Origin of the sequence: Lysobacter concretionis Ko07 = DSM 16239, assembly GCF_000768345.1 — a bacterium.
GTDB lineage: Bacteria > Pseudomonadota > Gammaproteobacteria > Xanthomonadales > Xanthomonadaceae > Novilysobacter > Novilysobacter concretionis.
Genome location: NZ_AVPS01000007.1, coordinates 190,978 through 216,516, shown reverse-complemented (window position 1 = coordinate 216,516; position 25,539 = coordinate 190,978). Strand labels below are relative to the sequence as shown.

The window sequence follows — 25,539 nt, the reverse complement described above, 5'->3', positions numbered from 1 at the left end:
CGTCGGCCGCAGCGCGCACTGTCTGCGTCTGCGGCGGAACCGGCCGACGGGATCGCCTGGAACCGGGCGATCGGGCCGCTCATTGTCGCCTCCGGGGTGGGCGGGGGCAAAGTTGGAGGCCATTGGCGTGGAAGACGCCCGCATCAGCGGGTCAGCGCGGGAGCGGCAGTCGCTGGTCGCGCAAGCGATTACTTGCTTTTTGCATGGGCAAGGGATAGCTTGCGCTCTCAAATGGCAAGCTGAAGGTTGCATCTTGACCGGATCTGACCCTCGCCACATCGTGCGGGCTCCGCAGCAGCTGGGTCCCCTGCTCCGCGCCCTGCGCAGGCAGGCAGGACTGACCCAGGCTGACGTCGCCGGCCAGCTCGGCGTTTCCCGCCAAGCGGTCAGCGAGCTGGAAAACCGGCCCGAGTCGGCCACCTTTGAGCGCCTCATGAAGCTCTGTGCGGTACTGGGCGTGGAGATTGCACTGCAGCCGCGGGTCGTGTCCGGTCCGGACATGGCACCGGAGTGGTAAGTCCATGAGCGCCCTGCACGTGTGGATGAATGGCGAGGAGGTGGCGCTCTGGGAGCGTGGCGATCGTGGCGGGCGCCTCACCTATGCACCGCACTGGTTGCACTCGCCCGCCAGTCGACCTCTTTCGCTGTCCCTTCCGCTTCTGCCGTCCGGCGAAAGCCACCGCGGTGAGGCGGTCGGCAACTACTTCGAGAACCTGCTGCCCGACAGCAGCGACATCCGTAATCGCATCCGCGACCGGTTCGGCCTGCGGTCAACGGCAACCTTTGAGCTTCTGCAGGCCATCGGTCGAGACTGCGTGGGTGCGGTGCAGCTGCTACCCGAGGGAAGCCGCCCCGATGACGTGCATGAGATCCGCTTCCGACCCTTGGACGAAGCGGAGGTGGCGGCGCTGCTGCGCAGTGTCGCGGCTCGGCCCGGGCCCGGACATCTGGGGGGCGATGACGATGCCTTCCGGATTTCTATTGCGGGAGCCCAGGAAAAGACCGGACTGCTGTGGCACGAAAATCAATGGTGTGTACCGCTCGGCAGCACGCCCAGTACGCATATCCTCAAGTTGCCGCTCGGGGTGGTGGGCAACATGCATGCGGACATGTGCCATTCGATCGAGAACGAATGGCTGTGCTTGCGCCTGCTGGCTGCATTCGGGATGCCCGTGGCGGGTGCCGCGATGGCGCAATTCGACGGTCAACGCGTGCTGGCCGTGACCCGCTTCGATCGCCGCCCCTCCACGGATGGCCGATGGTGGCTGCGTTTGCCCCAGGAGGACCTGTGCCAGGCGTTCGGCCAGCCGCCTTCGCGCAGGTATGAAAGCGATGGTGGCCCCGGCATTGCCCGCATCATGGATCTGCTGCGCCTATCGGACGAACCCGCCGACCGGGCCACCTTCTTCAAGGCGCAGCTCCTGTTCTGGCTGCTGGCCGCGACAGATGGCCACGCGAAGAACTTCAGCCTGCATGTCGAGCAGGGCGGGCGCTTCCGGCTGACGCCCCTGTATGACGTGTTGTCCGTGTACCCGATCATGGGACGGGGCGCACGCCAGCTCGATCCCCACAAGGCCGAACTGGCGATGGCGGTCGCCGGCAGGAACCGCCACCGGCGGTTGCGGGACATCCGCCGCCGGCACTGGAACGAGACTGCGCGTGCATGTGGGATCGCGGAAGGTGCCGAGCCGTGGATCGTGGAGTTGCTGGAGCGCGTGGAGCCGGCTATCGCCAGTGTGCAGACACAGCTGCCCGGTGATTTCCCGGGCCGGGTCGCCACGGACATTTTCGATGGCGTGCGGGACGCGGCGCGGCGGCTTGCGGCCATGCCGCCGGAGGCGTGAGGGCCGCAGGATTAGGGGTTGGGTCGGTTGTCCAGGTTCCTGTTGAGCGTTTCCTTGATGCTCTGGCTCCAGGCGGTCTTGAACGCAGCGTCGGACGCAAACAGCTTGTAAAGCTCCAACTCTTCCTTTCGGCGCTTAAGCATCACGTCCTGCAAAATCTTCTCGAACGTCAGACCCTTTAAGCCCCACTCTTCATTGCTCGGAATTCTCGGGTACCGCCGCGCAATTGAAGGCTTCGTTCACGCACTCCGCGTCAACGGCGTCCATCCCGGGCTGCTCGGGTCGTTCCAGCTTTCCGGTGTCAGCGGGGGCAGGCCGTGGGCGAGGCGGGCGCGGTCGCATTGCGGGCTGGGTTCGCCGGTTTCCCAGGCCGGTTGCAGGGCATGGCAGGGGGAGGGGCGCTGGGCGTAGATACCGCAGTGGGCGGCGACGCCGACTTCGCCCTGCAGGGCCACGCAGCGGGTGGCGCCGTTGCGGGTGCCGCGCATGACGACGCGGTGGGGGTCGAGTTTTTCGGTCAGTTCGGCCGGGGTGGCGCCGCCCAGGAAGGGGTCGGTTTCGGCCCAGTGGAAGGCGACGCGGAAGTGGGCGCAGCAGGCGCCGCAGCTGAGGCAGGGGTGGTTCGGCATCGGAGGTGGCCGGCGGGGTGGCGACGGCTGCGGCCGCGGGGGCCGCCCAGTTTCGCCAGGTGGAAGGGGCTGTCATTTTCCGCGATTGGCGGCGTCAGTGACCTGTGTAGGAGCTGCGTAAGCTGCGACCTGATCATCAGTGCCGAGCCGGTAGAGATCCAGGACTGTCGCAACGGCGGGATGTGGGTTCCGAAAATGATGGAAGCGGCGATGCAGGTGTTGGCTCTGTGCGTTCGCGGCTGACGCCGCTCCTACGACCAGAGGGAGTCCAGGCGGACGGTTGAAGGGCGCGCAATTGGATGGCCGTCGTGGCCGGTGGGCAAACACCGGCGGCAATGACAGGCCGCCGCCGGGTCGTTCGGTCTCAACCTGGCTTTATCGGCCTCAACTTGCCTGGCTTCACGCGCCGCAGCACTTCTTGAACTTCTTGCCGCTGCCGCAGGGGCAGGGGGCGTTGCGGTCCGGGGTCGGGTCGCGGCGGATGGGTTCGCGCGGGGTGAGGGCGTCGACGCGGTAGTGGTTGAGGTCGGCCAGCATGTCGGGCAGGCCGGCGATGATGCCCAGGCGCTCGCGGTAGTCGATCGGGGTGGCGGGTTCGGCCGGGTCCTCGCCGACCATCTCGCCGCTGGCGAGCCGGTCGAACAGGTCGAAGATGTCCTCCATCCACTCGTTCTCGTCGAGCCACTGGTCCCACTGCGCCTCACGCAGTTCGACCGCGGTGAAGAAGCCCAGCGCCCAGTCGCGGCCGACGTCCAGATCGTCTTCCTGCTCGGCCTCGGCGTCCTGCAGTTCGGGGTCCTCGGGCAGCCACAGCAGCGGGGCGAGGTGGTCGGGCAGGTCGTCGTTGCCGTGGCGCACGCGCGCGTTGGCCATGTTGCGGTGGCCGATCAGCAGCGCTTCGACCTCGGCGCGCTCGACCGGGTCGTCCCAGCGCGGCGGCTTGCCCCATACCGGCGCTTCCCACTCGGCCATGGGGACTTCGCCGGGCGAGACCGCCAGCGCCGAAAGGTAACCGTCGAGCGCTTCCAGGTTGAAGCCGCGGAACGGCACCGCGCGCTGCTCAAGCAGGTTGGCGAGGCGCTCGATCTGGTCGTCGTCGAGATAGGCAGGAGGGGTATTCATGGCGGCGGGCACGAGGCGGGGGACTTGCGCATGGTAGCCGCTGGCGGTGGCGAGGGGCGCTCGCAACGGCAACCGGCGCGACGGCGCCGCGTGCCCGCCGTTGCGACAAAAAAGGGGCGCGACTTTCGCCGCGCCCCCAATCACCGACCTCTGGAGAGAGAGGAGTGGTTCAGTTGACCGTGAACGGGGTGCTCTGCGCCTGCGTGCCATTGACCGACACTTCGGCGGTGTAGCTGCCGGCGGGCCAGCCGTTGGCGTTGGTGAAGGTGATGTTGGTGGTTTCCATGCCGGTGGTGTTGATCGTCTGCGACTGCTCGCCGGCGGTCTGGCCATCCTGGTAGACCAGCTTGGCGCCGATGTCGACGTTGCTGGCTGCGCCGTTGGTGGCGATCGAGACCACGATCGGGTCCTTGGCGGCGAAGCTCGTCATCGGCGTGGCGATGGTCTTGTCGGCCCCGGCGTTGGTTCCCAGGGTCACCGAGGTGACGCTTACGGCGGTCTCGGCCGGCATCGGCTCGGCGGGCGGTGCCGGTTCGGTCATGGCCGGCGGCGGGGCGGTCTCGTTTTCCATCGTCGAGGGATTCTTCTTGCAACCGGCCAGCGCCAGTGTGGCAAGCAGTGCGGCGGCGACGGCGTAATGCAGTTTGTTGGGGGTCATGAGGCTCTCCTTGGGAATGCGGGAATACAGGCAGTCACGAACAGGCGGTCACAAATACAGGCAGTCGCAGTCGCGCGGACTCAGCCGGTTGGCTGGTCGTCGCGGGCGGGGATGGTGAGCACCTGCCCGGGCTTGATCCGGTCGGGATCGTCGAGCTGGTCGCGATTGGCCGCGTAGATCGTGTTCCATTCGCTGGCCTTGCCGTAGAACTGCTTGGCGATGTGCGACAGGGTGTCGCCGCTGCGCACGGTGTAGGTCTGTGCGGCAGAGCCGCCGACTTTTTCCGCGGTGGTGTCGACGTTGGCGCGGACGCCGGAGAAATCGGCCTTTTCGACCTTCTCGGCCGTGGTGTCGACCTGCGCACTGACACCGGAGAAGTCGGCTTTCTGATCGGGGGCGGTCATGGGTTCGGGGCTCCTGCCGTATGGGCGGAGCCACCATTGCACGGCACTTGTTAAGAACCGATCGTGCCGACGTGAACCCGGCGGCTACGCCTTCACTGGCGCAGGTCGCGCCCGGCGGCCGGTGCCGCGAACCCCGGCGTGGCGCGCCACGGATTGATGTCGAGGCCGCCGCGGCGGGTGTAGCGGGCCTGCACCGACAGGTGTTGCGGGCGCGCGCGCTGCATCAGGTCGTGGAAGATCTGCTCCACGCACTGCTCGTGGAAACCGGCGTGGTCGCGGAACGACACCAGGTAGCGCAGCAGGCCGGCGCGATCCAGGCGCGGGCCGCGGTAGTCGATCCGCACCCGCGCCCAGTCGGGCTGGCCGGTCACCGGGCAGTTGGATTTGAGCAGCGCGCTGGTCAGGCTTTCCTCGACCACCTCGTCGGCATCGCTCTGCAGGAAGTCCGGCTGCGGGGGGCCGTAGTGGTCGAACGCGATCGGCAGCTCGTCCAGCGACTCGGCCATCTCCGTCTGCTCGTCGATGGGCGGCAATCCGAACACCACCTCGACCGCGCTGCCGGCCACCTGCGCCAGGTCGGCGGCGATGCGTGCGCGCACGGCTTCATCATCGTCGAAGCGGGTCGCGTTGAAGGAGTTCAGGTAGAGCTTGAGCGACTTGGATTCGATCAGGTGCGGCGACGCGGCCGGGATGCTCAGCGTCGCGGTCGCCACGCGCGGCTTGCCGCGGCCGTCCAGCCAACCCAGCTCGTAGGCGTGCCAGCGGTCGCTGCCGATGAAGGGCAGGCCTGCATCATGCGGGCCGGCGCCGGCCAGGCCGATCTCGTTGCGGCCGAGCGCGCGGGCGATCGGAAACAGCAGCGATGCGTCGTACTCGCGCGGGTAGTCGACGTGACGGCCGAGCGGCAGGTCGGCGCTGGCGGAGGGAGCGGAAGTGGAGGGGGTCGTGGTCATGCCGCCATTATCCCCCGTGGTGGGGCCGGAGTCGGAACGCCGGATGCAAGAGCCGGGGATCGCAAAATCCGGGATGAAACCGGCGTCCATGGGTCTTGCGCCCCGGCCCTCTCGCATGGCGCTCGGGCGTTCGACCAGGCGCGAGAACGGCGCAGCGCGACGACGTCATCGCGCAGGCGCTCGGCGGCGGCGGTGGGTGACCTCCGGCCGCTGCGAAGACATTGACGCTTCGCCTGCCGGCGCCGCGGTCGGCGCGGCGGGTGTCCGGGCAGTGGCGGTGGGTACCAGCAGGCTGGAGGACCGGCAGCGGAAACCGGATGTCGCGAGACACCTTTTGCTGACCACGGCTTCTCGGGCAGACGCATTGCCGTGGCTCGGGGCAAACCACTAGAATGAGAATGATTTCCATTCAGAGCCCGCCGAGCCCATGCCGGCGCCGCTTGCGCACCGGACGCGCGAACCAAAATAACCATCACAAGGGTTCCAATGTCCCGTTTCGCTGTCGCCCGACCCTCCTTCCCCCGGGCGAGCCTGCTCGGCCTGGCGTTGTTGGCCGCACTGCCGGCCGCTGCGCAGATCACTGTGCCTCCGTCCGCAGGTGCCGTCGCCGCACCCGACGCCACCACCCTCGACACCGTCCAGGTGCAGGCGCAGATCATCAAGCGCAGCCAGACCGTGACCAAGACCGACACCCCGATCATCGAGGCGCCGCAATCGGTGTCGGTGGTCGGCGCGCAGCAGTTCGCCGATCGCGGCCTGCACGGCCTCGAGGAGGCGATGTGGTATCTGGCGGGTACCCAGGGCGGCGGCTACGGCCAGGACACCCGCAGCGACTGGCTGCTGGTGCGCGGTTTCACCCCGGCGCGTTACCTCGACGGGCTGGCGCTGACAGACGGTGTCTGGACCGGCGCGACCCGCGTCGAGCCGTACGGGCTGGAGCGGATGGACGTGCTGAAGGGGCCGTCGTCGGTGTCCTACGGGGCGATGCCGCCGGGCGGGCTGGTCAACCTGGTCAGCAAGCGCCCGGTCGACCGGCCGCTGCGAGAGGTCGAGGTGCAGCTCGGCAACTTCGACCTGCGCCAGGCCGCGTTCGATTTCGGCGGGCCGCTGGACGATGAGGGCGTGTGGTCGTATCGGCTCACCGGCCTGGCCCGCAACAGCGACAACCTGGTCGATTTCGTCAAGGACGACCGCTACTTCTTCGCCCCGGCACTGGCGTGGAAGCCCAGCGATGCCACTTCGCTGACCCTGCTCGCACGCTGGCAGAAGGCCGACACCGCCAACGGCAGCGGCTTCCTGCCGGCTGCCGGCACCCTGCTGCCGAACCCGAACGGCAGGATCCGGCCGAGCGTGTTCACCGGCGAGCCGGGCTGGAACGACTACCTGCGCACCAGCAAGTCGGCCGGCTACGAGTTCGAGCACGCCTTCGGCAACGGCCTGACGTTCCGCCAGAACCTGCGCTACGGCGAGGCCGATGTCGACCACGACGCCGGCATCGGCACGCTGGGGCTGGAGGCGGACGGCCGCACGCTGAACCGCTACCTGTTCCCGCTGGAGGAGCACTCCAGGGCGTTCGGCGTCGACAACAACGTGAGCTTCGACTTCACCACCGGCGCGTGGCGCCACACCGTGCTGGCCGGTGTCGACTACCGCCGGCTGCAGAACGATTACGCCTCGGCTTTCGCGTTCGGGATCGCGCCGATCGACGTGTTCGACCCGGTTTACGGGGCCGAGGTGGTGGTGCCGGACTACACCTTCCACGAAGACAAGGTGCAGCAGCAGACCGGGGTCTACCTGCAGGACCAGCTGCGGCTGGACCGCTGGGTGGTCACCGTCGCCGGCCGCCAGGACCGGGTGCGCACGCGGGCTGACAACCTCATCGCCGACCCGGTCACGCACAGCCGGCAGGAGGACGATGCGTTCTCGGGGCGGGTGGGAGTCAACTACGTGTTCGACTCCGGATTTGCGCCGTACGTGGCGTGGTCGGAATCGTTCCAGCCGACCGTCGGCGTCGACTTCGACGGCAACGCGTTCGTGCCGACCACCGGCGAGCAGGTCGAGGCCGGCATCAAGTACCTGCCGCCCAGCGGCCGCGGACTGGCGACGCTGGCGGTGTACGACATCCGCCAGCAGAACACGCTGAGTGTCGATCCCGACCACGTGCTGTTCTCGGTCCAGCAGGGCGAGACCCGCGTGCGCGGCGTCGAGCTGGAGGGCCGCTGGAACGTGACCCCGGCGCTGGGCGTGTACGGCGCGGCGACCTGGATGGATACCGAAGTCACCCGCACCACCGACGCCGCCGCGCTCGGCAAGCGCGTCGCGCTGGTGCCGCAGCGGCAGGCCGCGCTCGGCCTCGATTACACGATCGCCTACGGCGCGCTGTCGGGGCTCGGCTTCGGCGGCGGCGTGCGGCATACCGGTTCGGTCTACGGCGACATCTACAACGCGTGGAAGACGCCGTCATACACGCTGTTCGACGCCGCGGTGCACTACGACTTCGACCGCTGGCGGCTGCAGCTCAACGCCGCCAACCTGATGGACAAGGAGTACGTGGCGGTCTGCAACAGCGCGATGTGGTGCTACTACGGCTACCCGCGCACGGTCACCGCGACCCTGCGTTACCGCTGGTGATGGCGGGCGCACCGGGCCTGCTGGCGACCCTGGCCGCGCTGGCGTCGGCGCTGGCGCTGTACCTGGCGTCGCCCAATCGCGGCTGGCAGCCGGGTGCGGGCCGTGCCGGCCTGCGCGCAGTCGGCGGCGCACTGGCGCTGGTGTCGCTGGGCGGGTGGATCGTGGAGCTCGGCGTCGGCGCCGGGCTGTGCGCGATGCTGGCAACGTGGATGCTGGCGCTGGTCGCGTTGCCGTACCTGGCGTGGTGGACGAATGCGTCGCCGCCGGCGGATGCGCACCGATCGCGGACGGTGCCGCTGGCGCGCACGTCGCTGGAGAGCGACTGATGTGGGGCCGCGCGACCGCCGCCGCACTGCCGGGTTTCATCCTCGCCGCGGCGTTGGCGAGCCTGCTCGGGCGGCTGTGGCCGGGTCCGTGGCAGGCGACCCTGGTGCCGGGGCTGGTGCTGCTGTTTCCGCTGTGGATCAGCATCGCCGCGGCCAGCTTCCGCTTCGCCGGCGGGTGGCGCGCGTGGGGCTGGATCGGCAGCTTGGCGCTGGCCGCGCTCGGCGCGCTGTGGCTGCTGCAGGCGACCGGATGGGCCGCATGAGGACGGATCGATGAAATTGCGCGCCACCACCCTGCGGGTGTACACCGCCGTCCACAGCTGGGTCGGGCTGGTCGCCGGCTTCGCCCTGTTCGTCGCGTTCTACGCCGGTGCGATCACGATGTTCCACCACGAGCTGCCGCTGTGGCAGTCGAGTGCGGTCGACGCGCAGCCCGACTCGATCATCGACGCGCAGCGCCTGCTCGACGAAACGCTGGCCCGTCATGAGGGCGCGCGCGTGCACCTCGGCCTCGGTTTCCCCGGCGCCGAGTCGGCCCAGGCTTCGGCCTGGTGGCTGGATGGCGCGGGGAAGTGGCAGTTCGCGACCCTCGACACCCTGCAGGGCAGCCCGACCCCGCCGACTTCGAGCCTGGCCGAGCTGGTCAACCTGCTGCACTACTCGCTCGGCATCCCGATGGTCGGGATGTGGTTGATGGGCGTGGTCAGCCTGCTGTACGGGCTGGCGCTGGTCAGCGGTGTGGTGATCCACCTGCCGCGGCTGGCGAAGGACCTGTTCGCGCTGCGGCCGGGACGCAACCTCAAGCGGTTCTGGCAGGACGCGCACAACGTGATCGGGGTGTTGAGCCTGCCGGCGCACGTGATGTTCGCGGTGACCGGCGCGTTGCTGTGCCTGCTGTTCGCATTGATGCCGCTGCTCGACCCGCTGGTCTATGACGGCAGCTTGCTGGAATCGGTACCGGCGGCGATGGACACCGCGCCGGTGGTCGCCGCATCCGGCGAGCCGGCCGCGATGCAGTCGCTGGCGCAGTGGCATGAGCGCTCGGTGGCGGTCGCGCGCGGGCACGGCATCGACGATTTCGAGCCGGCCTATCTGAAGCTGCAGCACGGTGGCGACGCCAACGCGGTGGTCGAGATCACCGGCGAGACCTCACGCGCGCTGGGCGCGATGGGTTCGGTCGCGCTGGATGCCGGCAGCGGCGAGGTGCTCGCGGTGCAGTTGCAGGGCGCGCGCGACGCCAACCACGCGACCCTGCAGGCAACCTATGCGCTGCACTTCGGCGAGTTCGGCAACCGCGTGGTGCAGTGGCTGTACTTCCTGCTCGGACTGGCCGGCGCGTTCCTGTTCTATTCCGGCAACCTGTTGTGGATCGAGTCGCGGCGCAAACGGCGCGCGGTCGAGCAAGGCCGGGCGCAGGTCAACATGGCGCGCGCCACGGTCGGTGTCTGCATCGGCGTGTGCGTCGCGATCTCGGCCAGCTTCGTGGCCACGCAGCTGGCACCGATGTGGGGGCTGCATTCCGCCTCCGCCGAGCGCTGGGTCTGCTTCGGCACGTGGGCGTTGTGCGCGTCGTGGGCGGCGCTGAGGCCGCCGTCGCGCGGCGTGCGCGAACTGCTGTGGCTGGCGGCGCTGGTCACCGTCGCGATCCCGGTCGCGCACGGCATCGCCAGCGGCTGGTGGCTGTGGAAGGCGGCCGTCGCCGGGCACTGGGTGCTGGTCACGGTCGATGCGATGGCGATTGCGCTGGCAGCCGGGTTCGCCGCATTGGCCCGCGCCAGCGCGCGACGGGCCCGCGACGGCGATCCGCACAGCGTCTGGGCCGACCCGCGCGCGGCCTGACCGCGCCGCCCGGGTCGCGTGCCGGGGGTGCGTGCCCGGGTCGTATCCTCAGCCGCGGTGCTCCCGGGCCAGGTATTCCGCCGAGCGCATCTCGATCAGCCGCGAGGTGGTGCGCTCGAACGCCGCCGCCAGCCGGTGGCCGGTATACAGCCCGACCGGTGCCGTCGCGGCGGTGCAGACCAGGTTGACGTTGCGGTCGTACAGCTCGTCGATCAGGTTCACGAAGCGGCGCGCGGGGTCGTCGTTGCCACCGTCGAACACCGGAATGGCACCGACCAGCACGGTGTGGAACTCGGTCGCGATCTCGATGTAGTCGCCGGCCGCGCGCGGGCCTTCGCACAGGGCGGCGAAGTCGAACCAGGCGTGCCCCTCGGCGAGCCCGCGCACCGGGATGTCGCGGCCATCGATATGCAGCGGACCGGTGCCGCGCGGGCGGCCGTCGACGATTTCCTCCCAGCGCGTGGCGAGCCAGGCGTCGGCCCCGGCATCCAGCGGTGCGCGGTACACCGGCGAGCGGGTCAGCGCGCGCAGGCGGTAGTCGTGGTCGCTTTGCAGGTGCAGGACGTGGCAGTGCTGCTGGATCTGGGCGATCGCGGGCAGGAAGCGCTCGCGCTGCAGGCCGTCCTGGAACAGGTGCTGCGGGGCGATGTTGGAGGTGGTCACCAGCGCCACGCCTTCGGCGAACAGGCGCTCGGCGAAGCGCCCGAGCAGCATCGCATCGCCGATATCGGTGACGAAGAACTCGTCCAGCACCAGCACCTGCCATTGCCGTCCGGCCTGGCGGGCGATCGCCGTCAGCGGGTCGCGCTCGCCGGCGTGTTCGTGCAGCCGGGTGTGCACGTCGCGCATGAAGCGGTGGAAGTGGGTGCGGTGTTTCCGCGCGATCGGCAGGCCTTCGTAGAACAGGTCGATCAGGAAGGTCTTGCCACGGCCGACGCCACCCCACAGGTACAGCCCCGGCGGCGCGGCGACCGGTCTGCCACGCCAGCGGTCCAGCACGCCGCGGGATGGCGGGTCGACCAGCGCCGCGTGCAGGCGGTCGAGCTCGGCCAGCGCCGGGTGTTGCGCGGCGTCGTCGCTCCAGTCGCCCCGGCTCACGCCTGCCCGGTAACGCGCGCTGGGCAGCGTGTCTGGGGCGATCGTCGGCTCACTCATCGGCGGCGGTGGTCGCTGCCGGCAGGTAGGCGCGCACGCCGTGTTTCACCGCGCCGCGCAGGTCCATCAGCTTGCGGTGGAAGAAGTGGCTGGTGCCGGGCATCCGCACCAGTTCGGGCGGCTGTTTGAGGCTGTCGACCCAGGCGTACACGTGGGCCGGATCGACGACCTCGTCGGCCTCGCCCTGCACCACCAGCCACGGGCCGTCGAACGGCGTGATGGCGGCGAAGTCGTAGCCGCGGCCGCCGGCGGGCGGGGCGATCATGATCAGCATGCCGGGCCTGAGCTCGGCGGCCGTCTGGTAGGCGACGTACGAGCCGAAGCTGAAACCGGCCAGCCACAACTGCGCATCCGGACGCTGCTGCCGGACCCAGGCGACCACCGCGCGCAGGTCGTCGGCCTCGCCGCGGCCTTCGTCGAACTCGCCTTCGGACGCGCCGACGCCGCGGAAATTGAACCGCACCGTGCTCGCGCCCGACTCGCGCAGCGCGCGTGCGGTGATGGTGACCACCTTGTTGTGCATCGTGCCGCCTTCGGTCGGCAGCGGGTGGCAGATCACCGCCACCAGCGGTCGTGCGGGCGCCTCGGGATCGGCGGCTTCCACAATCGCCTCGATCGCGCCGGCGGGACCGGCCAGGGTGAGCGTCGCGGCCTTGCCGCCGAGGAAGGCGGGATCGTCGGGGAAAGCGGGAGTGTCCATGCGCCCATGATAAGCGGTGCGACGTTCACAGGCGTTTTGCCGGGGATCGCCGGCCCCCCTCACCGCATGCACCCGTCATCGCACGGACGCGGGCGCCGGAAACGACAACGCCGCCCGGAGGCGGCGTTGCGGATGGCAGGCGTCGATGCCTACTTCAGGTTGTCGATCATCCAGTCGACCGTGGCGATGACCTGCTCGTCGGTCAGGGCGGGGTTGCCGCCCTTGGCCGGCATCATCCCGGTGCTGCCGGTGAAGCCTTCGATCGCATGCTTGTGCAGCGTGTCCAGACCCTGCGGAATGCGCGCGGCCCAGTGCGCCTTGTCCATCGTCGGCGCGCCGCCCGCGCCGGAGCTGTGGCAGCCGGCGCACAGGTTGTCGAAGATCACCGAGCCGTCCAGCGTGCCGCCGTAGGCGACGGCCGAAGAGGCGGCGGCGGCGGCTGCGGCACTGGCGGCGGCCTGTGCCGCAGCACCGGTGCTGCCGGCGTAGACCGCACCGACCGGCGCGATCCGGGCCTTGGTGCGCTGGGCCACGACCTCGGGCACTTCATAGGGCAGCGAGTTGCTGATGAGGCGCGCGCCGACGATCAGGCCCAGGCTGAGCACGATCAGGAAACCCATCACCAGGGAGAATCTTTTCAGGAATTCGAGGTCGTAATTGCGCACGGTTCACCCTATTGAGCGCTGCCCGCGATGGGTGCGCGTCGCCGTTCAACGGAAGGCCGCAATCATGCGGCCGCGCAGCAGTATAAAGCCTTGACGCGCAGACAAGTAGCCGGGCCGCACGCGCAACAACCATGCGGCCATTGGCGGTACCGGGTCCGGCGACAGCGGCCGCCGCTCACTTCGCGCTGCTGAACACCTTGTCCAGGCTGCGCTCGAATTCGTGGTAGCCGATGCGCTCGTACAGCTCCTCGCGGGTCTGCATGGTGTCGACCACATTCTTCTGGTGGCCGTCGCGGCGGATCGCGGTATACACCGCTTCGGCGGCCTTGTTCATGGCGCGGAACGCGGACAGCGGGAACAGCTGCATCGCCACGCCGACCGAGGCCAGCTCGTCGCGGGTGAACAACGGGGTCTGGCCGAATTCGGTGATGTTGGCCAGCACCGGCACCTTCACCGCATCGACGAAGCGCCGGTAGGTCGGCAGGTCGTAGGCGGCCTCGGCGAAGATGCCGTCGGCGCCGGCCTCGACGCAGGCGATGGCGCGCTCGATCGCCGCGTCCACGCCGTCGACCTGGATCGCGTCGGTGCGCGCGATCAGGAAGAAGTCCGGGTCGGTCCTGGCGTCGACCGCGGCCTTGACCCGGTCGACCATCTCGCCCTGCGACACGATCTCCTTGCCGGGGCGATGGCCGCAGCGCTTGGCGCCGACCTGGTCCTCGATGTGGCAGGCTGCGCCGCCGGCCTTGATCAGCGACTTGATGGTGCGGGCGATGTTGAACGCGCTCGGGCCGAAGCCGGTGTCGATGTCGACCAGCAGCGGCAGCTCGCAGACGTCGGTGATGCGGCGCACGTCGACCAGCACGTCTTCCAGCGTGTTGATGCCCAGGTCCGGCAGGCCCAGCGAGCCGGCCGCGACGCCGCCGCCGGACAGGTAGATCGCGCGGTAACCGGCGCGTCTGGCGAGCAGGGCGTGGTTGGCGTTGATGGCGCCGACGATCTGCAGCGGCTTCTCATCGGTCAGAGCGCGGCGGAAACGGGCGCCGGGGCTGGTCATTGCGGTCATGGGGCTCTCGGGATGTGGAGGGTGGTGCGGGTGCGGCCGGCGCTCACATCGCGGCGTAGTTCGGGCCGTCGCCGCCCTGCGGGGCGACCCAGACGATGTTCTGGGTCGGGTCCTTGATGTCGCAGGTCTTGCAGTGCACGCAGTTGGCCGCGTTGATCTGCAGCCGCTCGTGGCCGGGCTCGCCGACGAACTCGTACACGCCGGCCGGGCAGTAGCGCGCCTCGGGGCCGGCGTACTCGGCCAGGTTCACCGTCACCGGGATGCTGGCGTCCTTCAGGGTCAGGTGGACCGGCTGGTTCTCGTCGTGGTGGGTGCTGCTGAGGAACACCGAGCTGAGGCGGTCGAAGGTCAGTACGCCGTCGGGCTTGGGGTACACGATCTTTTCGCGCTGGTCGGCCGGGTCCAGGCACTCGTGGTCGGCCTTGGCGTGGTGCAGCGTCCACGGCGGATTGCGGATGCCCAGCTTCGGCAGCAGCCATTGCTCGATGCCGGTCATCAGCGTCGCCAGCAGCCGGCCCTTCTTGAACCACTGCTTGAAGTTCTTCGACAGCTTGAGCTCCTCGTGCAGCCAACTGGTCTCGAACGCGGCGGGGTAGGCGAGCAGTTCGTCACCCGAGCGCCCCTGCGACAGCGCCTCGAACGCGGCTTCCGCGGCCAGCATGCCGGTCTTGATCGCCGCATGGCTGCCCTTGATCCGGCTGGCGTTGAGGTAGCCGGCCTCGCAACCGACCAGCGCGCCACCGGGGAACACGGTCTTCGGCAGCGACATCAGACCACCGGCGGTGATACTGCGCGCGCCATAGGAAATGCGCTTGCCGCCTTCCAGGTATTTGCGGATGGCCGGGTGGGTCTTGAAGCGCTGGAACTCCTCGTACGGGCTCAGCCACGGATTGCTGTAGTCCAGCCCGACCACGAAGCCGATCGCGACCTTGTTGTCCTCGGCGTGGTAGACGAACGAGCCGCCGTAGGTGTCCGAGTCCAGCGGCCAGCCGGAGGTGTGCACGACCAGGCCGGGCTCGTGCCGGGCCGGATCCACTTGCCACAGTTCCTTGACCCCCAGGCCGTAGCTCTGCGGGTCGCAGTCCTTGTCGAGCGCGAACCTGGCGATCAGCTGGCGGCCGAGTTGGCCGCGCGAGCCCTCGGCGAACACCGTGTACCTGGCGTGCAGCTCCATGCCGCGCTGGAACTGCCCGGTCGGCTCGCCGTCCTTGCCCACGCCCATGTCGCCGGTGGCCACGCCCATCACCGCGCCGGTCTCGTCGTAGAGCACTTCGGCGGCGGCGAAGCCGGGGAAGATCTCCACCCCGAGCGCCTCGGCCTGGGTCGCCAGCCAGCGGGTCAGCTCGCCCAGGCTGGCGATGTAATGGCCGTGGTTGTCGAAGCAGCCCGGCAGCAGGAAACCGGGCGTCGCGCGCGATCCGGTCTCGCTCAGGAACAGGAATTCGTCGCGCGTCACCGGCTGGCGCAACGGCGCGCCGCGTTCCTTCCAGTCCGGCAACAGCTCATCCAGCGCGCGGGTGTCGATGATCGCGCCCGACAGGATGTGCGCGCCGGGTTCGGAGCCTTTCTCCAGCACGCACACCGACAGCTCGCTGCCCTTGTCGGCGGCCAGCTGGCGCAGGCGGATCGCGGTGGCCAGTCCGGCCGGGCCGGCGCCGACCACGACGACGTCGAACTCCATCGATTCGCGGGGGCCGTAGGTGGCGAGCAGTTGTTCCGGGGTCATGGCGGTTCCGTGTTGCAGGGAGACATTGGGCCCATTATCCCGCCCGCCCGCGAAACATGCAGGCGGGCCGGTCGCCGGCCCGGATGGCCCGTCCGCACCGGTGCTGACGGGCCACTCCCCGGATCACTCCCCGGGCTACTCCCGGCTCACTTCCTGATGGTCTGCTCGTGGCCCTTCAATGCTTCCACCAGGCCCGGCACGCCATCGGCACCAATCGGCACGCTGATGCTGGAGCCGGCGAAGTCGGTTCCGATCGGCTCGGCGCGGCCACCCAGGCACTGGCTCAGGAAGCCTTCGGTCACCGCATTGAACGCCTTGCTGTTCTCCGGTCGCGCGAAACCGTGGCCCTCGTCGGGGAACAGCACGTAAGTCACCGGGATGCCGTTGGCGGTCATCGCCTTGACGATCTGGTCGGACTCGTCCTGCTTCACGCGCGGGTCGTTCGCGCCCTGGCCGATCAGCAACGGCTTGGTGATCTGGTCGGCGCGGGTCAACGGCGAGCGTTCGACCAGCCATTGCCTGCCTTCCTCGGTGCGCGGGTCGCCCATGCGCTTGGCCAGCTGCTCGTAGAAACTGGCCCAGTACGGCGGCACGGTGCTGAGCAGGGTATTGAGGTTGGACGGTCCGACGATGTCGACGCCGCAGGCGAACGCGTCCGGGGTGAAGGTCAGCCCGGCCAGTGTTGCGTAGCCGCCGTAGCTGCCGCCCATGATCGCCACCTGGTCGGCGGTGGTGACGCCCTGGTCGACCGCCCACTGCACCGCATCGAGCAGGTCGTCGTGCATCTTTCCGGCCCACTCGCCGTTGCCGGCGTTGGTGAACGCCTTGCCGAAGCCGGTGGAGCCGCGGAAATTCACCGCCAGCGTCGCGTAGCCGCGGTTCGCCAGCCACTGCGCGTAGGAGCTGTAGCCGTAGCTGTCGCGTGCCCATGGGCCGCCGTGCACGTCCAGCACCATCGGCACCGCAACATTGGGCTTGCCATCGCCATCGGGGTCGGCGCTGCGCGGCAGGGTGAGGTAGCTGACCAGCGTCTTGCCGTCGCGCGAGGTGATCTCCTGCGGCCACTGCGGCACCAGCGGCTTGCCGTCGAGCTTGGGTCGGGCCGAGAACAGCCGGGTCAGCTTGCCGCCCGCGCCACGGTCGTAGCGGTAATAGACCACCGGGGTTTCGGCCGCCGAGTAGGTGACGATCCAGATGCTGTCGTCATGCGTGCGGGCGTTGACGCCGATCTCGCCCGGGCCGATCGCCTGCAGCTTTTCCAGATCGGCGGCGATGGCCGGATCGACCGGCTCCCATTCCTCGCGCAGGTAATTGACCGCGACCGCCTGGACGACGCCGGTCTGCGGGTGCGCCAGCGATTGGCCGACATCGGCGCGCGCATCCTCCAGCACCAGCCTGCGCTCGCCGCTGGCCACGTCGATCGCGTACAGCGCCGCCGTGTTGCGGTTGCGCGAGTCGAGCATGTACAGGGTGTCGCCGTCGGTGGTCAGCCCGGCGGGCGCCGTGGTCAGCGAGTCCTCGAACGGAATATCGGACCAGACCTCCCAGCCGCCGTCGCCGGCCGGCTTGAGGATGTCGCTGCCGCCGTCGGGCCGCGCCCGCATCGCGTAGCGGACAGTGAAGCCGTCGTCGGCCAGGTAGGCGCCGATCTCGTCGTCGTTCTTCTGCACCAGCGTGCGCTCGCCGCTGGCCAGGTCGACCCGGTACAGGTCGTGCCACTTCGGATCGCGGTCGTTCATGCCGACCAGGATCGCGCCCGGCTGCGAATGGCTGGCGCCCACCACCTGCGCGGTGGTCTTCGGATACGGCGTGAGATCGATCTCTTTGCCGGTCGCCACGTTGACGCTGAACAGGTGGAAATCCTCGTCACCGCCGCTGTCGCGCAGGTACAGCAGCGTGTCCGGCAGGTACGACCAGAAGTGGTTGCGGATGCCGCGCGCGATGTCGTGGGTGACCGCGCGCGCCTCGCCGGGGTTGTCGGCCGGCGCCACCCATACGTTCAACACGCCATCGACCGGTGCGACCCAGCTCAGCGTCCTGCCATCGGGGCTGATCATGACCATCGCGCGCTCGGGATTGCCGAACAACGCATCGCGCGAGATCAATTCGGTGCCGGCAATGCGTTCGGCGGCGGTGGGCGGGGTTTGCGCAAAGGCGGCGGAAGGCAGCGCGGTGGACATCGACATCGCGAGGACCAGCGCGGCAACGCGGGGCAGCTGGGAGTGCATGGGAATCTCCAGGGTGCGTGCTGCCGGGCTGGGAATGCGACCGGCGTCGCAGTAAAGCACCGATTCAGGGTGTGCAACAGTCCGCGTGCCGGCGTGGGCGGGGCGGGCCCGCGCGCGCCTTCACCGTGACCGAATCCGGTCATGGCTACGGTGGGTCTGTGCCGGCGCACCGTCGGCGTCACCCAATCAGCGGAGTGCAGCCATGAACAACGACAGGAAAGACAGCGGACTGGGTATCGGTGCGGGCGCAGTGGCCGGTGCCATTGCCGGTGCGGCCGTCGGTGCCGTTGGAGGCCCGGTCGGCATCGCGGTGGGGGCGGTGGCCGGTGGCCTGGTCGGCGGAAAGGCCGGTGACTCGGTCGCCGATTCCATCAACCTGGACAGCTACCGCGCGCACTTCCAGCACGAGTACAGCAGGGCGCCCTACTACGTGTCCGGCCGCAGCTGGGAGGATTACGAGCCGGCCTACCGGTACGCCTTCGATGCCCGTGAACGGTATCCGGAGCAGCAGTTCGAGCAGGTCGAGGCGCTGCTGCAACAGGACTGGGACGCCAGCGGCATGAGCTGGGAGGAGGCGCGGCCCGCCGTGCGCGATGGCTGGCAGTTCATCGAATCGGCCCTGCCGGGAGACGGGGATCGCGACGGTCTGTAATCACGAACCGGGGCCGGTCGACGCGCGATGCCGCAGGGATCTCCACTGCCATCGCGCGATCGCCTGCAACAGGCGGGATCGCAACAGAAGAACTCCCGGCGCGGCGTTCGGAAGGCACCCTGGAAAACCTCCGGCCGGCCGGCTGGAGTAGCATGGCGACCCCCGCAACACAGGTGCCGCCGACCATGGCCGATCCCGACAAACCGACCCGCGAGCAGGCCGAGGCTGCCGTGCGCACCCTGCTCAGCTGGGCCGGTGACGACCCCACCCGCGAGGGCCTGCTGGACACGCCCAAGCGCGTCGCCAAGGCCTATGCCGACTGGTTCAGCGGCTACGCGATGGACCCCGACGAGTACCTCGCGCGTACCTTCGAGGAGGTCGCCGGCTACGACGAGCTGATCGTCCTGCGCGACATCCGTTTCGAGAGCCACTGCGAACACCACATGGCGCCGATCATCGGCCGCGCCCACGTCGGCTACCTGCCCGACGGCAAGGTGGTCGGCATCAGCAAGCTGGCGCGGGTGGTGGATGCGTATGCACGCCGCCTGCAGGTGCAGGAGAAGATGACCGCGCAGATCGCCGACTGCATCCAGCGCGTGCTCAACCCGCGCGGCGTCGGCGTGGTGATCGAGGCCACCCACGGCTGCATGACCACCCGCGGCGTGCACAAGCGCGGCGTCAGCATGATCACCTCCAAGATGCTGGGCGGGTTCCGCGACGACGCCCGCACGCGCTCGGAGTTCCTGCAGTTCATCGGCAGCGAACCGCGCCGCTGAGTTGACGGCCGGGGGCGTCCTCCCAGGGCGCTCCCCCGCGGGTCGCAGGCGTGCTTCGTAACCTGCCGGACACAGCCTGGTTTGTATCTTCAGGCGATGCCCAGTCCCGCCGCTTCGCCCGATTCCCTGCCATCTGCCGGCACGCTGGCGGCCCGCTACCGGGCGGTTCGCCAACGCAGCCTGGCGCTGGCCGCGCCGCTGTCGGCCGAGGACGCGATGCTGCAGTCGATGGACGACGCCAGTCCGGCGAAGTGGCACCTGGCGCACACGACCTGGTTCTTCGAGCGTTTCGTGCTCGGCGCGCAGGCGGCCTATCGGCCGGTGAATGAGGCCTGGGATTACCTGTTCAACAGCTACTACCAGAGCGTCGGCCCGATGCACGCGCGCAGCCGGCGCGGACTGCTGTCGCAGCCCGGCCTGGCGCAGGTGATCGACTACCGCGCGCAGGTGGACGCGCGCATGCAGCGTGGCTTCGAACATGGTGGCTTCGATGCGGATCCGGCGTTGAAGCCGCGCATCGAACTCGGCCTCCACCACGAGCAGCAGCACCAGGAACTGCTGCTGACCGACATCAAGCACGCGTTCTGGTGCAATCCGCTCAAGCCCGCCTACCGCGACGACCTGCGCCCCTCGCCCGGTCAAGCCACAGCGCTGGAATGGATCGGCTGCGACGAGGCCATCGTCGAGATCGGCGCGCCGGCGTGGCCGGGTGCCGGCGACGCGTTCGCGTTCGACAACGAATCCCCGCGACATCGCGTGCTGTTGCCGGCGCACGCACTGGCGAGCCGGCCGGTCAGCAACGCGGAGTACCGCGCCTTCATCGACGACGGCGGCTACCGCGCGCCGGGGCTGTGGCTCAGCGACGGCTGGGCGCGGATCCAGCAGGACGGCTGGACGCGGCCGATGTACTGGGACGACGACCTGACGCGCGAGTTCACCCTGGGCGGCATGCGCGCGATCGACCCGCAGGCGCCGGTCTGCCACCTGAGCTATTTCGAGGCCGAGGCGTTCGCGCGCTGGGCCGGTGCGCGCCTGCCGACGGAAGCGGAGTGGGAGCACGCGGCGGCGCAGGTGCCGGTGACCGGAAATTTCGTAGAGGACGATATGTTGCACCCGACCTCGCCATGTACAACCGCCCCCTGCAGGAGCGATGTCGCCCAAGGGGACTTCTGTGGGGGCGCAAGTCGCGATCGCACGACGGAATCGGACATCGGTGAACCCGCGACTCACGTCGCTCCTACACCGGAGCCCGCCGCAACCCCGCCGGCCCATCCTCACCAGATGTTTGGCGATGTCTGGGAGTGGACGTCCAGCGCCTACAGCGCGTACCCCGGCTTTCGCGAAATGCCCGGCGCGCTGGGCGAGTACAACGGCAAGTTCATGTGCGGCCAACAGGTGTTGCGCGGCGGCAGTTGCGTCAGCCCGCGCGACCATCTGCGTGCGAGCTACCGCAACTTCTTCCATGCACCCGACTGCTGGCAGTTCACCGGCCTGCGTTTGGCGCGTGACGCCTGATGCGTGCGGCGGGCACACAACCGTGATCCTCACCGACCTGCAGCCGACCGCCGACGACATCGCCGGAGACGTCCTGGCCGGCTTGTCGATGACGCCCAAACGCCTGCCGTCAAAATACTTCTACGATGCGCGCGGCTCGCAGTTGTTCGAGCAGATCACCCGCCAGCCGGAGTACTACCTGACCCGGGTCGAGCTGGCCCTGCTGGACGCGTCGATGCCGGCGATCGCGACGGCCGTCGCCGCGCACGCGCACGTGGTCGAGTACGGCAGCGGCAGCGGGCGCAAGACCCATCGGCTGCTGGAAGGCCTGGACGACCCGGTCGCCTACACCCCGATCGAGATCTCGAAGACGGCGTTGCTCGCCAGCGTCGGGCGCCTTGCCGATGCGTTCCCCGGCGTGGAGATGTTGCCGGTCTGCGCCGATTTCACCCACCCGGTGCCGCTGCCGCAGCCCTCGCGCGGGACCGGCCACACCCTGGTGTTTTTCCCCGGCTCGACGCTGGGGAATTTCCTTGCCGAGGACGCCAAGCGCCTGTTGCGTTCCATGCGCGTCACCATGGGCCCGCGCGGACGCGCGCTGGTCGGGATCGACCTGGACAAGGACCCGGTGCTGATCGAGGCCGCCTACAACGACGCTGCCGGCGTCACCGCCGAGTTCACCCTCAACCTGCTGGTGCGCCTGAACCGGGATATCGGCAGCGACTTCGACGTGTCCGCCTTCGTCCACCGGGCAACCTACTCGCGCGAGCGGATGCGCATCGAGACCCACCTGGTCAGCCAGCGCGCCCAGGACGTGCATCTGGCCGGGCGCAGCTTCCACTTCGACGCCGGCGAGGCGATGCAGGTCGAATACAGCCACAAATACACCGACCACAGCTTCGCCACGTTGATCGCCGACGCCGGCCTGCGGGTGGTCGAGCGCTGGAACGACCCGCAGGACTGGTTCGGCCTGCGCCTGCTCGCGCCGGCCTGAGCGCCGGTTGCCGGCCGCGCGGCCTTCGCGTGCGGGCATCGGGGAATGTTGTTCAGACACCGTGGACGCCCGACCGGGTTTTCTTGATCCGGTCTTACAGCGGCAGGTCCAGTGTGGACCCACGCGAAGCTCCCCTCCGCTTCGTGCAGGGAGAGCAACATGACCGCCAACACCCCGAAACAGAGCCCGCCCCCGATGCCGCCCCCGACCCCGATCGACGAGATCCGCGAACAGGACTACTGGAAGAACCAGTACGACAAGGAAGGCTATTACGAAGCCGGGAAGACCTACGACGAGTACGACCCGGCCTACCGCACCGGTTACCAGGGCCGCCAGCGCTACCCCGGCAAGACCTACGACGAGGCCGAGGGCGAGCTGAAGAAGGATTACGAGCGCGCCAGCGGTGAAACCAGGTTGGGCTGGGAGAAGGCCAAGCAGGCGATCAAGGCCGCCTGGCACCGCATCGAGGACGTCTTGCCGGGTGACGCGGACCGCGATGGTCATTGATCCGGGCGCACGACGGCATGGCAGCAGCAGAAGCGGACTTCGGTCCGCTTCTCTTTGGCCGCGGACATCGGGGACTCCGGCCTCGGGATTGTGCGCAGCGCGAGACGGGCACCATTTCGAGCGCCATTCGCGCCGTCTCGACGGCCGCGTCCGGGTGCCCAGCCGATGACCTCCCAGCCCGCCAAGCCATCGGCCGACGCCATCCAGGTGGTACGGCAGGCCGGCCTGCGCTACGTCTGCGACGACCAGGCCGGCATGGCCCGGCGGCGGGTTGGCCAGCACTTCCAGTATTTCGAGCCGGATGGCCGGCGTGTCCGCGACCCGGCCACCCTCAAGCGCATCCAGGCGCTGGCGATCCCGCCCGCGTGGACGCAGGTGTGGATCTGCCGCCAGCGCAACGGCCACCTGCAAGCCACCGGCCGCGACGCGCGCGGACGCAAGCAATACCGCTACCACCCTGACTGGCAGCGGCTGCGCGGCGACGGCAAGTTCGACCGCATCGTCGCGTTCGGCACCGCGCTGCCGGGCCTGCGCCGGCGCTTGCGGAGCGACCTCGGCCAGCCCGGCTTTCCGCGCGACAAGGTGCTCGCGATCGTGGTCGCGCTGCTGGCCGACACGCTGGTGCGTATCGGCAACGACCGCTACGCACGCGACAACCGCTCCTTCGGGCTGACGACCCTGCGCAACCGCCACATCGCCTTCCTGCGGGGTGGCCGGGTGCGGCTGCGCTTCCGCGGCAAGGGCGGCCAGGAGCACGACATCGCGCTCGACGATGTCCGCCTGGCCAGACTGGTGCAGCGCTGCCAGCAACTACCCGGGCAGGCGTTGTTCCAGTACCGCGACGATGACGGCATGGTGCGGCCGGTGGATTCGGGCGAGGTCAACGACTACCTGCACCGGACCATGGGCGAGGCGTTCAGCGCCAAGGATTTCCGGACCTGGGGCGGCACGCTGGCCGCGTTTCGCGAACTGGCGGGCACCCCGTTGCCGGAACCCGACAGCGCTGGCGGCGACGGCGACGATGGCAGCGGCAGCGAACCCAGCGAGCGCGCGCTGACCCAGACGCGCAACGCCGTGATCAGGCAGGTCGCCGCCGAGCTGGGCAATACCCCGGCCGTGTGCCGCAAGGCCTACATCGATCCGGTGGTGTTTGAAGGCTGGCGGGACGGCCGGCTGCAGCGGCTGGCCGCCAATGCCCGTGGCGCACGCCAGTGGGAACAGGCGGCGCTGAAGTTCCTCAAGGCCGCCCACCGCGGCACCGGAAAACGTGGTGGGCCTTCGGGGCAACGCTAGCGGCGCTGCGTCTGAACCGGGGGCCTTCACCGGACCTGCCACGGCGCGGCGTGACACTCGATCACCCGTTCCGAGGAAAGACCCATGGCCACCTGCGACGTCTGCGGCAACGACTACGACAAGAGCTTCACCGTGAAGACCCCACGCGGCAGCGGCACGTTCGACTCGTTCGAGTGCGCCATCCACGCGCTCGCGCCCACCTGCGCGCATTGCCAATGCAGGATCATCGGCCACGGCGCCGAGCACAACGGGACCTTCTACTGCTGCGCCCACTGCGCCAAGAAATCCGGCGTGCTCGGCCTCGACGACCGCGTGTGATGCGCAGTCGCGGCTGATGCGAGGCTGCGCCCGATGCGGGGCGAGCCTGATACGGGGCCGGGCCTGATGCGGGGCGAGCTGTGCCGCGACGCCGCCGTTACACCGCGTTGCTGTCGCCGAAGTCCGGGTCCTGGAGCGGTTCCCGCTGCTCCAGCTGCGCCAACGCGTCCGCGGGCAGCGGCAGCAATGCCCAGAACGCCACGTTGCGCTCGCGCCATTCCAGCGCGGCTTCGTTGAGGATCGCCAGCAGGGTGTCGAAATCCTCGTTCTGCGCCGCCTGCCATTCGCTGCTGTTCTCGATCAGCAGCAGGTAGCCCGGCGCTAGCAGCCATGACAGGTCGCCGAGGCAATCGGCCAGCGCGTCCCAGTTGGCACCGAACCAGCCGGGGAACTGCAATGCCGTGCCGATCCGCGCCAGCGCATCGGCCTTGTCGCGGCAGCCGGCAAGGTCGACCCGGGCGACCGCGAAATCCAGCGCCGCCGCGGCCGTGGCCATCGCCCGGGTATCGCGCGCGTCGATGAAGAACGCGCGGGCCTGCAGCGGCTCGACCAGCAGCTCGCGGAGGTCGGTCGGGATCATTGTGGTCGACATCATCGGGCCACCTCGAAACGGCGGAAGCTGCGGTAGTGGTCGTCGGTGTAGAAGTACTCCACCGGAGGATCGCCACCGGTGACGATGCGCCGTGCGCCGCGGTCGCGCGCGCCGGGCGTGTCGACGGTGAACTCGCGGTAATAGCCACGCGGCTGCAGCGGCAATTCGCGTTCGCGGTTCTGGAACACGCCGCCGTCCTGCCGGTACTCGTAAGGCCCGCCGCGGGCGATGGCGTCGAGCACCGCATGCGCCTCGCGAGGCAGGAACGCGGGATAGCCCGGACGGTCGTTGCCGGCGCGCTCGCGTGGGGCGGCATCGCGCATCGCGGGTGGAGGAACCTCCGCCGTCTGAGTGGCGGGAGCGGCGGTCGGCGCGTGGCTGACACCGTTATCGGTGTTCTGGCTCCAGGCCCACAGTCCGACCAGCAGGATCGCGGCGAGCAGCCAGAGCGGACGGTTGCGGCGCATGCGGACTCCGGCAATTCGATGGGGGCGTTGGTCGACGCAGTCTAGCCGGTCATCCGGACGGCTTCGTGCGCCGCCGATGTCCGACAGGGCGCCGGACGGGGTGCCCCGCGCGTTTGGCAGCCCCATGCGACCGGTCAGAAAAGCTCGACCGCCAGGCGCGGCTCAACCGCAGGCGACGCGGGTGATCGCGCCGCGCTCGTTGACGTACAGGTTGAGTCGTTCGGCGCGGAAATCCATCGTCACCGCCTGGCCGGGTTCGATCACGCGGACATCGCGGCTGTGGCTCTCCCATTGCGCGCGCTCGACGACTTCCGGCGAGGCGGCATTGCCGATCGCCCAGGCCACCGGATCGGCGTCGCACACGCCGACCGGTTGCTGCGCCGGACCCGGCGGCGGCATCGTGGTGCAGCCGGCGGCAGCGAGCGTCAAGACGGCGGCGGACAGGGCAATGCGGACCATGGTGGAGTTCCTCGTGGATGATCCGGCGAGCGTGCCGCTGCCGT

The 25,539-nt window shown here is 69.3% G+C and carries 28 protein-coding genes; 13 read left to right on the top strand and 15 right to left on the bottom strand.

Annotated features, from left to right (window positions below; all coding sequences use genetic code 11):
• Positions 1–127 precede the first annotated feature (127 nt).
• Both N792_RS13830 and N792_RS10240 read left to right on the top strand, forming a co-directional pair.
• On the top strand, positions 128–517 hold the full coding sequence (locus N792_RS13830) for a helix-turn-helix domain-containing protein (RefSeq protein WP_224743887.1): 390 nt from the start codon (positions 128–130) through the stop codon (positions 515–517).
• Positions 465–1,844, top strand: a complete 1,380-nt coding sequence (locus tag N792_RS10240; protein WP_232220007.1) for a type II toxin-antitoxin system HipA family toxin — start codon at positions 465–467, stop codon at positions 1,842–1,844. The genes N792_RS13830 and N792_RS10240 overlap by 53 nt, the downstream gene beginning before the upstream one ends.
• Before the next feature lie 11 nt (positions 1,845–1,855).
• Here N792_RS10240 and N792_RS14280 read toward each other — a convergent pair whose 3' ends face one another.
• The 6 genes from N792_RS14280 to queF form a co-directional block, all read right to left on the bottom strand.
• Complete coding sequence (locus N792_RS14280; protein WP_255516702.1) at positions 1,856–1,987, bottom strand: hypothetical protein; 132 nt, start codon at positions 1,985–1,987, stop codon at positions 1,856–1,858.
• A gap of 96 nt (positions 1,988–2,083) precedes the next feature.
• Positions 2,084–2,473: a YkgJ family cysteine cluster protein gene (locus N792_RS10235; protein WP_036194650.1), complete on the bottom strand. Its 390-nt coding sequence runs from the start codon at positions 2,471–2,473 to the stop codon at positions 2,084–2,086.
• 399 nt (positions 2,474–2,872) lie between these two features.
• Positions 2,873–3,595 carry a UPF0149 family protein gene (locus N792_RS10230; protein WP_036194649.1) on the bottom strand — a complete coding sequence of 241 codons (723 nt, stop codon included), beginning with the start codon at positions 3,593–3,595 and terminating at the stop codon, positions 2,873–2,875.
• Positions 3,596–3,764: 169 nt separating this feature from the next.
• A complete protein-coding gene (locus N792_RS10225; protein WP_036194647.1) occupies positions 3,765–4,253 on the bottom strand; it encodes a hypothetical protein in 489 nt (162 codons plus the stop codon).
• Between the two features lie 80 nt (positions 4,254–4,333).
• Complete coding sequence (locus tag N792_RS10220) at positions 4,334–4,657, bottom strand: LysM peptidoglycan-binding domain-containing protein (protein ID WP_036194645.1); 324 nt, start codon at positions 4,655–4,657, stop codon at positions 4,334–4,336.
• Between the two features lie 92 nt (positions 4,658–4,749).
• Positions 4,750–5,610, bottom strand: a complete 861-nt coding sequence (gene queF, locus N792_RS10215; RefSeq protein ID WP_052103939.1) for an NADPH-dependent 7-cyano-7-deazaguanine reductase QueF — start codon at positions 5,608–5,610, stop codon at positions 4,750–4,752.
• A 486-nt stretch (positions 5,611–6,096) separates the two neighbouring features.
• On the opposite strand from queF, the gene N792_RS10210 reads away from it, so the two are divergent.
• From N792_RS10210 to N792_RS10195, 4 genes are read left to right on the top strand one after another with little or no spacing between them, the layout of a single operon-like run.
• On the top strand, positions 6,097–8,241 hold the full coding sequence (locus N792_RS10210) for a TonB-dependent siderophore receptor (protein WP_036194643.1): 2,145 nt from the start codon (positions 6,097–6,099) through the stop codon (positions 8,239–8,241).
• Positions 8,241–8,567 (top strand): hypothetical protein, encoded by a 327-nt coding sequence (locus N792_RS10205; protein WP_052103938.1) that lies wholly within the window; start codon positions 8,241–8,243, stop codon positions 8,565–8,567. The genes N792_RS10210 and N792_RS10205 overlap by 1 nt, the downstream gene beginning before the upstream one ends.
• A complete protein-coding gene (locus N792_RS10200; protein ID WP_036194642.1) occupies positions 8,567–8,830 on the top strand; it encodes a hypothetical protein in 264 nt (87 codons plus the stop codon). The genes N792_RS10205 and N792_RS10200 overlap by 1 nt, the downstream gene beginning before the upstream one ends.
• Before the next feature lie 10 nt (positions 8,831–8,840).
• A complete protein-coding gene (locus tag N792_RS10195) occupies positions 8,841–10,406 on the top strand; it encodes a PepSY-associated TM helix domain-containing protein (protein ID WP_036194640.1) in 1,566 nt (521 codons plus the stop codon).
• 48 nt (positions 10,407–10,454) lie between these two features.
• Here N792_RS10195 and zapE read toward each other — a convergent pair whose 3' ends face one another.
• The 6 genes from zapE to N792_RS10165 form a co-directional block, all read right to left on the bottom strand.
• Positions 10,455–11,561 carry a cell division protein ZapE gene (gene zapE / locus N792_RS10190; protein ID WP_036194639.1) on the bottom strand — a complete coding sequence of 369 codons (1,107 nt, stop codon included), beginning with the start codon at positions 11,559–11,561 and terminating at the stop codon, positions 10,455–10,457.
• Positions 11,554–12,261 carry an alpha/beta hydrolase gene (locus N792_RS10185; protein ID WP_036194638.1) on the bottom strand — a complete coding sequence of 236 codons (708 nt, stop codon included), beginning with the start codon at positions 12,259–12,261 and terminating at the stop codon, positions 11,554–11,556. Before N792_RS10185 ends, zapE begins: the two co-directional genes overlap by 8 nt.
• A gap of 149 nt (positions 12,262–12,410) precedes the next feature.
• The gene (locus tag N792_RS10180) at positions 12,411–12,926 is read right to left on the bottom strand and encodes a c-type cytochrome (protein ID WP_036194637.1); all 516 of its coding nucleotides are present in this window, start codon (positions 12,924–12,926) and stop codon (positions 12,411–12,413) included.
• Positions 12,927–13,101: 175 nt separating this feature from the next.
• A complete protein-coding gene (gene prpB / locus N792_RS10175; RefSeq protein WP_036194636.1) occupies positions 13,102–13,989 on the bottom strand; it encodes a methylisocitrate lyase in 888 nt (295 codons plus the stop codon).
• Between the two features lie 43 nt (positions 13,990–14,032).
• Positions 14,033–15,715 carry an electron transfer flavoprotein-ubiquinone oxidoreductase gene (locus tag N792_RS10170; RefSeq protein ID WP_036194635.1) on the bottom strand — a complete coding sequence of 561 codons (1,683 nt, stop codon included), beginning with the start codon at positions 15,713–15,715 and terminating at the stop codon, positions 14,033–14,035.
• 146 nt (positions 15,716–15,861) lie between these two features.
• Positions 15,862–17,943, bottom strand: a complete 2,082-nt coding sequence (locus N792_RS10165) for a S9 family peptidase (RefSeq protein WP_036194634.1) — start codon at positions 17,941–17,943, stop codon at positions 15,862–15,864.
• 202 nt (positions 17,944–18,145) lie between these two features.
• Here N792_RS10165 and N792_RS10160 point away from each other — a divergent pair, with 202 nt between their 5' ends.
• From N792_RS10160 to N792_RS10130, 7 genes are all read left to right on the top strand, one after another.
• A complete protein-coding gene (locus N792_RS10160) occupies positions 18,146–18,595 on the top strand; it encodes a DUF6861 domain-containing protein (protein ID WP_052103936.1) in 450 nt (149 codons plus the stop codon).
• Positions 18,596–18,780: 185 nt separating this feature from the next.
• Positions 18,781–19,371 carry a GTP cyclohydrolase I FolE gene (gene folE, locus N792_RS10155; protein ID WP_036194633.1) on the top strand — a complete coding sequence of 197 codons (591 nt, stop codon included), beginning with the start codon at positions 18,781–18,783 and terminating at the stop codon, positions 19,369–19,371.
• A gap of 96 nt (positions 19,372–19,467) precedes the next feature.
• The gene (egtB, locus tag N792_RS10150; RefSeq protein ID WP_036194632.1) at positions 19,468–20,886 is read left to right on the top strand and encodes an ergothioneine biosynthesis protein EgtB; all 1,419 of its coding nucleotides are present in this window, start codon (positions 19,468–19,470) and stop codon (positions 20,884–20,886) included.
• The gene (gene egtD, locus N792_RS10145; protein WP_052103934.1) at positions 20,876–21,859 is read left to right on the top strand and encodes an L-histidine N(alpha)-methyltransferase; all 984 of its coding nucleotides are present in this window, start codon (positions 20,876–20,878) and stop codon (positions 21,857–21,859) included. The genes egtB and egtD overlap by 11 nt, the downstream gene beginning before the upstream one ends.
• 159 nt (positions 21,860–22,018) lie before the next feature.
• Positions 22,019–22,366, top strand: coding sequence for a hypothetical protein (locus N792_RS10140; protein ID WP_052103933.1), 348 nt, complete (start codon positions 22,019–22,021; stop codon positions 22,364–22,366).
• A gap of 165 nt (positions 22,367–22,531) precedes the next feature.
• The gene (locus N792_RS10135) at positions 22,532–23,659 is read left to right on the top strand and encodes a DNA topoisomerase IB (protein WP_052103932.1); all 1,128 of its coding nucleotides are present in this window, start codon (positions 22,532–22,534) and stop codon (positions 23,657–23,659) included.
• An 84-nt stretch (positions 23,660–23,743) separates the two neighbouring features.
• On the top strand, positions 23,744–23,977 hold the full coding sequence (locus N792_RS10130) for a hypothetical protein (protein WP_036194630.1): 234 nt from the start codon (positions 23,744–23,746) through the stop codon (positions 23,975–23,977).
• Between the two features lie 97 nt (positions 23,978–24,074).
• Here the strand turns inward: N792_RS10130 and N792_RS10125 are convergent, their stop codons facing one another.
• The 3 genes from N792_RS10125 to N792_RS10115 all read right to left on the bottom strand — a co-directional run bounded on the left by N792_RS10125 (position 24,075) and on the right by N792_RS10115 (position 25,495).
• Positions 24,075–24,569, bottom strand: coding sequence for a barstar family protein (locus N792_RS10125; RefSeq protein ID WP_224743886.1), 495 nt, complete (start codon positions 24,567–24,569; stop codon positions 24,075–24,077).
• A complete protein-coding gene (locus tag N792_RS10120) occupies positions 24,569–25,036 on the bottom strand; it encodes a guanyl-specific ribonuclease (protein WP_036194629.1) in 468 nt (155 codons plus the stop codon). The genes N792_RS10125 and N792_RS10120 overlap by 1 nt, the downstream gene beginning before the upstream one ends.
• Before the next feature lie 162 nt (positions 25,037–25,198).
• Positions 25,199–25,495 carry an I78 family peptidase inhibitor gene (locus tag N792_RS10115; RefSeq protein WP_036194628.1) on the bottom strand — a complete coding sequence of 99 codons (297 nt, stop codon included), beginning with the start codon at positions 25,493–25,495 and terminating at the stop codon, positions 25,199–25,201.
• Positions 25,496–25,539 lie beyond the last annotated feature (44 nt).